Here is a 7,682-nt window from a genome sequence, read left to right as displayed (position 1 = left end):
CGCGGCCCTGCACCAGCGGCTGGCCGACGCCGCCCCCAGCGCCGCCCAGCGGCTGCGCCACCTCGCGCTCGCCGACCCGCGTCCCGACGCCGAGCTCGCCCACGAGCTAGGCCTCGCGGCCCGCGACGCCGCGGCGCTGGGTGGGCGCGAGATCGCCGCCGAGCTCTACGTCCTGGCCGCCGACCGGGCGCCGTTCGAGCTCGACGCCGAGCGCGTCGAGTGGCTGGTCGCGGCCATCGAGACCGCCGCGCCCGGCAACCACGTCGAGCTGGTCAAGCGGGCGCTCAGCGACGTCCTGGCCTCGCACCCGACGCCGGCGCAGGCGGTGCGCGTGCGGCTGGCGATCCCCGAGCTCGCCGGCCACGCGGTGACGATCCTCGACGAGGTGCTGACCGCCGCGCTGGCCGACGCCGGCGACGACGACCTGCTCGTCGCCAAGGTGCTGCTGCAGCGCGCGCGGATCGCGCTGATGGAGTCGCGGCCCCACGCCGCCCACCGGGCCTGCGAGCGGGCGGTCGCCCTGCTCGAGCGGCACGGCGACGACGACGAGCTCGCCCTCGGCCTGACCACGCTCGCCGTCGCCCAGCGCTGGACCGGCGCCGACCACCAGGCCTCGATCGACCGCGCCGTCGAGCTGTCCGGCCCGACCCCGACGGGCTTCGTCCACACGTCGCCGGAGTACATGCACTCCCGCTTCGCCTTCTACGACGACCGCCTCGACGAGGCCTGGGCGGCCAACCTCGCGATGCTCTCCCAGGTCGAGCGCGGCGCCGGCATGGACCACGTCCACGTGCTGCGCTGCCTCGTCGAGGTCGCCGCGCGCACCGGCCGCAGCCGCGAGGCCGTCGAGTACGCCGCCCGCGCGGCCCGGATCGGCGAGCAGTTCGACCTCGAGGCCTACTCGGGCTGGTTCATCACCGCGACCGCCGAGCTCCTGACCGGCGACCTCGGCCGCGCCCGCACGCTGGGCCGCCGCGGCGTCGAGGCTGCCGAGCAGCGTGGCGACGTGCGCTACCTGCAGCGCCACCTCGTCGTCCTCGGCCAGGCCCTGCTCCGCTCCGGCGACGCCCAGGGCGCGCGCGAGGCGCTGGGCCGGGTGCGCGACATCGAGCGCGAGGGCGGCTTCGCCGACCCGACCGTCAACCGGTGGCACGCCGACCTGGTGTCGGCCCTCACCGCCCTCGGCCGCCTCGACGAGGCCGGCGACGTGCTCGCCCAGGCCCGCTGGGAGGTCGAGCGTCGCGAGGTGCGCGGCGGCACCGACGGCGTCTCGGCCCAGCTCGACCGCGCCGAGGCCGAGCTCCTCGTGGCCCGCGGCGACCTCGAGGGCGCCGAGCTCGTGCTCGACCGGGCGGCCAAGGTGTCCGCCGACCTCGGCATGCGCATCGACGCCGGCCGGGTCCTCGTCACCCGTGCCCACCTCGAGCGACGCCGGCGCCGGGTCGCGGCGGCCCGCACGGCGCTGCAGGAGGCCCACGAGCTCTTCGTCTCGCTGCACGCCGACGCCTGGGCCCGCCAGGTCCACGCCGAGCTCGCCCCCGACCGCGCCGCCAAGGCCGACGACCCGCTCCTCGACCGGCTCACCGACACCGAGGCCCGGATCGCGCGCGCCGTCGCGGCCGGGGCCAGCAACCGCGAGATCGCCGAGCGCACCTACGTCAGCGTCAAGACCGTCGAGGCCACGCTGACCCGGATCTATCGCAAGCTCGACCTCCGCTCGCGCACCCAGCTCGCGACGCTGCTCGTGCCCGCGCCCCCGGAGTAGGCGGGCCGAGTCGGGCCGGGGGTCGGGTCGGGTCGGGTCGGGTGGGCGGTGGGTGAGCCACCGAATGCCCGGCGTACGGGGGCCGGAACGGTGGCTGACGCACCGCCCGCCGGCGCCGCCACCGGACACAAAGTGGTCTAGACCCCGACCGGGGCAAGGGTTTCCCCCCTTATCGGCAGATTCCGGCAATCCCTACGGTTCCGATCGCGCCTCATCTCGGAAGTCACACCCCTGAGCGACGAGGGCGGGCGCATCCCCTCTCTCACACTCAGGAGACCCCATGAGATCCACGACGCTGCCTCGGGTGGCAGTGGCCGCGCTGGCGACCGCACTGGCCGGTTCGCTCGCACTCGGTACCCCCTCGTCGACGGCCGCCCCGGCCGCCGCCGACCGCGCGTCGGCGTCCGCCGACCGCTCCGGACCCGAGGGTCGCGCGGCGCAGGGCGACCGCCGCGACCGCGCGGTCGACGCCGCGGCGGCGTACGTCCGCAACCACGGCCCCGCCGGCCGCGGCCAGGGCGGTGCGACCAAGCTCGCCGGGACCCACGCGGGCACCAAGGGCACCTACTACGTCGCCTACCAGAAGACGCTGCAGGGCCTCCCCATCTATGGCGCCGACTTCGTCGTGGCGGTCGACGAGAGCGGCCGCGCCACCGGCGCGACCGGCAAGCCGGCCCGCGCGATCTCGCTGCGCTCCACCACGCCGACCCGCACCCGGGCCCAGGCCAGGGCCACGGCCCGCCGCCAGGTCGACCGGGTCCGTACGGTCTCCAAGCCCGTCCTGACGGTCTATGCCGTCGGCACGCCCACGCTCGCGTGGCGCACCAAGGTCACCGGCACCAAGGCGGGCACCCCGTCGATCACGACGGTCTGGAGCGACGCCCGCACCGGCAAGGTGCTGCTCGCCAGCGACGCCGTGCGCGAGGGCACCGGCAACGGCTACTACTACCCCGGCGTCACGATCGGCACCTCCGGCTCGGGCTCGTCGTACTCGATGACCGACCCGGCCCGCTCGGGCGTCAAGTGCGGTGGGCAGAACGGCGCGGCCTACACCGGCACCGACAACGTCTGGGGCAACGGCTCTGGCACCAACCTCGAGACCGCCTGCGTCGACGTCCTCTACTCGGTCGGCAAGGAGGTCGACATGCTGTCGGCCTGGCTCGGCCGCAGCGGCATCAAGGGCAACGGCACCAACTACCCGGCCAAGGTCGGCCTCGCCGACGTCAACGCCTACTACGACGGCTCGACCACCAACTTCGGCCACAGCCAGGACAACGCCCGACAGCTCACCGCGATCGACATCGTCGCCCACGAGAACGGCCACGGCATCTTCCAGACGACGCCCGGCGGCTCGACCGGCGGCAACGAGACCGGCGGCATGAACGAGTCGACCGGCGACATCTTCGGCGCGCTCACCGAGTTCTACGCCAACAACCCCGACGACCCGGGCGACTACCTCGTGGGCGAGGAGGCCAACCTGGTCGGCCAGGGCCCGATCCGCAACATGGCCAACCCGAGCGCGGTCGGCGACCCCAACTGCTACTCGTCGAGCATCCCCAACACCGAGGTGCACGCCGCGGCCGGCCCGCTCAACCACTGGTTCTACCTGCTGGCCAACGGCACCAGCGGCTCGACGAGCTGCAACGGCTCCACGCTGACCGGCATCGGCCTCCAGAACGCCGGCAAGGTCTTCTACAACGGACTGCTCCTCAAGACGTCGTCGTGGACCCACGCCAAGGCGCGCGTCGCCACGCTGACCGCCGCCAAGAACCTCTTCGGCACCACCGACTGCACGACGTTCAACCGCGTCCGCGACGCCTGGGCCGGCATCAGCGTCCCGGCCCAGTCCGGTGAGCCGACCTGCGGCGGCGGCACGACGCCGCCCCCGACCGGCGGCACCTGCACCGAGTTCACCGCCACCGGCACCCTGAGCAGCAAGACGTCGACCTACAAGCCGTCCACCTCGGGCTTCACCACCACCGGGGGCGTCATCAACGCCTGCCTCACCGGCCCGAGCTCCGCCGACTTCGACCTCTACGTCCAGAAGCTCAGCGGCTCCACCTGGTCCGACGTCGCCAAGAGCGAGAGCGCCTCGTCGACGGAGACCATCGCCTACACCGCCGGCTCCGGCACCTACCGCGTCGAGGTCTACGCCTACTCGGGCAGCGGCAGCTACACGGTCAAGTACGACACCCCCTGAGCAAGCGCAGGTGAGGCGGGGCCCGGCAGCGAAGAAGCTGCCGGGCCCTTGCCGTCCCAACCGAGCCCAGCGGGGTGCGAGAGGACTGGACCAGCAAGAAGGCGCCCCCACCGAAGCCCAAGCCGACCACAGGGCGCACGGAGTCGTCGGCCAGACCCAGCGTCTCGGCGGCCGACTGCCAGACCAGCGGCAGCAAGACCAGGCGGAATCGGCCAGCGAGACGCGGGAGGGCCAGAGACGACCCAAAAACGGAGCAAGCCCCCCCGCCGCATGGGGTCGGCGAGGGGACTCTAATCGTCTTCTTGGTGCTCCCTCCGAAGGACGACTGCCATGAACGATACGCCTCCGGACAAGGTGTGTCTCCCCACCTACGCAAAGTTTGGGAGAGTGGAAGCATTGCGGTCATGACTGGATCAGACCGGATCGACTCCCTGCTGTCCCCCGAGCACCGCAACCTCTTCGTCGGTGGCACCTGGCGCGAGGCCGACGACGGCCGCCGCTTCGACGTCGTCGACCCGGCGGACGGGTCGGTGCTGGCGACCGTCGCGGACGCCTCGCCCGACGAGGCTGTCGAGGCGCTCGACGCGGCGGTCGCCGTGCAGGCCGAGTGGGCGGCGACGGCTCCGCGCGAGCGCAGCGAGATCCTGCGCCGTGCGTGGCAGCTGCTGCAGGACCGCAGCGACGACGTGGCCCTGCTGATGAGCCTCGAGATGGGCAAGCCGGTCGCCGAGGCCAAGGGTGAGGTCGGCTACGGCTCGGAGTTCTTCCGCTGGTTCGCCGAGGAGGCCGTGCGCATCCACGGCCGGTGGATGAACAACCCGGCCGGAGGCTCGCGGTTGCTGACGATCAAGAAGCCGGTGGGGCCCTGCCTGTTCGTGACGCCGTGGAACTTCCCGCTCGCGATGGGCACCCGCAAGATCGGTCCGGCGATCGCCGCCGGCTGCACGATGGTGGTCAAGCCGGCCGCCAGCACGCCGCTGACGATGCTGGCGCTCGGGGCGATCCTTGAGGAGGCGGGCCTCCCGGCGGGGGTGCTCAACATCGTCCCCACCACCCGCGACCGCGACCTGAGCCAGACGCTCCAGGCCGACGACCGGCTCCGCAAGGTCAGCTTCACCGGGTCGACCGCGGCCGGCCGGGTGCTCGTGCGTCAGAGCGCCGACCAGCTGCAGCGGGTCAGCATGGAGCTCGGTGGCAACGCCCCGTTCGTCGTGTTCGCCGACGCCGACCTCGATGCCGCCGTCGACGGCGCGATGGTCGCCAAGATGCGCAACATGGGTGAGGCCTGCACCTCGGCCAACCGGTTCCTCGTGCACGCCGACGTCGCCGACGAGTTCGGCACCAGGCTCGCCGCCCGGATGGGCGCGCTCACCGTCGGTCGTGGTCAGGACGACGGCGTCGACGTCGGGCCGCTGATCGACGAGAAGGCCGTCGAGTCGGTCTCGCAGCTCGTCACCGACGCCGTCCACGACGGCGCGCGACTCCTCGTGGGGGGCGGCTCGCCCGACGGCCCGGGTTACTTCTACAACCCGACGGTCCTGGTCGACGTCCCCGCCGAGTCCGCGATCAACGCCGAGGAGATCTTCGGCCCGGTCGCGCCGATCACGACGTTCACCACCGACGAGGAGGCGGTCGCGGCCGCGAACGCCACCGAGTACGGCCTCGCGTCCTACGTCTACACGCGCGACCTGGCCCGCACGATCAAGCTCGCCGAGGCCCTCGAGTTCGGCATGGTCGGCGTCAACACCGGCCTCGTGTCCAACCCGGCCGCGCCGTTCGGCGGGATGAAGGCCAGCGGGTTCGGGCGCGAGGGGGGCTTCGAGGGCATCGAGGAGTACCTCGAGACCACCTACGTCGCGATCCCCGTCTGACCGGCGGCGTGCGACCCTTGCCGCCATGAGACGGGCGGCGGGTGCGGCAGCGCTGCTGCTGCTCGTCGCGGCCTGCTCGTCCGGCGACCCCGGGGCGCCGCCGGCTCCGTCGTCGTCGGGGGAGTCGACCGCCGCCGCCGCCGCCGCAACCGAGCCCGGCGCGGTCACGACCCCGGAGCCGACCGAGGCGGCACCCCCGCCGCCGTCGGTGACCCGTGACCCGCTGGCCGACCTCGTCGAGGACATCGAGGTCGACGAGGGCCCGGTGCTCGGCGCCGACATCAGCTGGCCGCAGTGCCCGCCCGGCATGGGCATCCCCGAGAAGCGGTCGTCGGGCCAGCCGCTGCCGGTCGAGGCCGCGAGGTACGTCGTGGTGGGGCTGACGAACGGCCCCGGGTTCTATCCCAACCCGTGCCTGGCCTCGCAGGTCGACTACGTGCGGCAGCGCGGGCTGATGATCTCGGCGTACGCCGTCGCCTCCTACCCCGAGGCCGACCTCGTCGCGCAGCACGGCCAGGACGGGCCCTACGACGGCTCGACCGCGGTCGGCGCGCTGGCCAACACCGGCTACCAGCAGGCGCTCTTCAACGTCCGCTCGATGGAGACGGCCGGCCTCGAGACGCCGGTGGTGTGGATCGACGTCGAGCCGGTGCCGTCGTTCGCCTGGAGCAGCGACCTGTCGGCCAACGCCGCGGTGGTGGCGGGCGTCGCCCGCGGCTACCAGGACGAGGGTTATCGCATCGGCGTCTACTCGACGCCCGCCCTGTGGCGGGGCGTCGTCGGCGACCTCGAGCTCGGCGTCCCCGAGTGGCGCGCCGCGGGCCAGACGTCGGCTGAGGAGGCGCTGTCGCGCTGCGGCGACGACTGGGTCATCCAGGGCGGTGACGCGGTGCTCGGCCAGTGGGTCGAGGCCGACCGCGACATGAACCTCACCTGCCCGGGCATCTCCGCCGACCTCGCCCCCTGGTTCCACCAGTACTGACCGGGCCACACGGTGGTCGAGGAAGGCGCGCTGGCGCCTGTCTCGAGACCACTCGCCTCGGGGTGGCACAGTTGGCCCGTGGACGTCAGCGACCTGGTCACGGTGGTGCTCGTGGTCCTGGGCGGTCTCTTCCTGCTGGGGGTCGCGGTCATCGTGTTCGTCATGTGGCGCTATCGGGTGCCGCCGCGAGGACTGGCCGCGATGGTCGGCGCGCTCGTCTACCTCGCGAGCCCGGTCGACGTCCTGCCCGAGATCGTCCTCGGCCCGCTGGGGCTCGTCGACGACGCCGGCGTCGTCACCGTCGTGGCGGTCTGGGTCTACAAGCTGGTGCAGGCCCGCCGGATCCTGCGCGACGCCGGGGTCCGCGACAACCGCGCCCGCAAGCCTTGACCTCAAGTCTCCTTGAGGGAGTTCGCTGGTCCGCATGCACGCGATCCGGCACCACGCCTTCGGCCCGCCCAGCACGCTCGTCCTCGAGGAGCTGCCCGACCTGACGCCCGCGCCCGGCCAGGTCCGCCTCGCGGTCGCGGCCGCCGGCGTCCACCTGCTCGACACCACGCTCCGCCGCGGCGAGAGCGGCGGTCCGATGGCGCCGCCCGCGCTGCCGACGATCCCCGGCCGTGAGGTGGCGGGTGTCGTCGACCTCGTCGGCGAGGGCGTCGACCCCACCTGGCTCGGTCGGCGGGTCGTCGCCCACCTCGGGCTGGTGCCCGGCGGGTACGCCGACCAGGCGGTCACCGCGGCCACGACCCTCTTCGACGTGGCCGACCACGTCGCCCTCCCCGAGGCCGTCGCGGCCGTCGGTACCGGCCGCACCGCTCTCGGCGTGCTCGAGCTCGAGCCCCCGACCGCGGACGACGTCGT

Annotated in this window: 6 protein-coding genes; all 6 read left to right on the top strand. The window is 73.4% G+C overall.

Annotated features, from left to right (window positions below; translation table 11 throughout):
• Positions 1-1,765, top strand: a 1,765-nt coding sequence (locus Q7T52_RS08300) for a LuxR family transcriptional regulator (protein ID WP_304801307.1), incomplete at its 5' end; no start/stop codon positions are given.
• 304 nt (positions 1,766-2,069) lie between these two features.
• The gene (locus Q7T52_RS08295) at positions 2,070-3,965 is read left to right on the top strand and encodes a M4 family metallopeptidase (protein ID WP_304801305.1); all 1,896 of its coding nucleotides are present in this window, start codon (positions 2,070-2,072) and stop codon (positions 3,963-3,965) included.
• Positions 3,966-4,369: 404 nt separating this feature from the next.
• Entirely contained in the window at positions 4,370-5,836 is a 1,467-nt protein-coding gene (locus Q7T52_RS08290) for an NAD-dependent succinate-semialdehyde dehydrogenase (RefSeq protein WP_304801303.1), read from the top strand.
• A 25-nt stretch (positions 5,837-5,861) separates the two neighbouring features.
• Positions 5,862-6,818, top strand: coding sequence for a hypothetical protein (locus Q7T52_RS08285; RefSeq protein ID WP_304801302.1), 957 nt, complete (start codon positions 5,862-5,864; stop codon positions 6,816-6,818).
• A gap of 78 nt (positions 6,819-6,896) precedes the next feature.
• Positions 6,897-7,208 carry a DUF1232 domain-containing protein gene (locus Q7T52_RS08280; protein WP_304801300.1) on the top strand — a complete coding sequence of 104 codons (312 nt, stop codon included), beginning with the start codon at positions 6,897-6,899 and terminating at the stop codon, positions 7,206-7,208.
• A 34-nt stretch (positions 7,209-7,242) separates the two neighbouring features.
• The coding region (locus tag Q7T52_RS08275) for an alcohol dehydrogenase catalytic domain-containing protein (RefSeq protein WP_304801299.1) at positions 7,243-7,682 on the top strand (440 nt) is incomplete at its 3' end.

Source organism: Nocardioides sp., from assembly GCF_030655615.1.
Classification (GTDB): Bacteria; Actinomycetota; Actinomycetes; order Propionibacteriales; family Nocardioidaceae; genus Nocardioides.
Note: the sequence above shows the minus strand (reverse complement) of the source record. Positions and strands in the feature narration are given on the sequence as shown.

What these genes read in the sequence shown, in the direction of transcription:
- Q7T52_RS08290 (WP_304801303.1), top strand. Translation starts at nt 4,370, where the DNA reads ATGACTGGATCAGACCGGATCGACTCCCTGCTGTCCCCCGAGCACCGC.
- Q7T52_RS08285 (WP_304801302.1), top strand. Translation starts at nt 5,862, where the DNA reads ATGAGACGGGCGGCGGGTGCGGCAGCGCTGCTGCTGCTCGTCGCGGCC.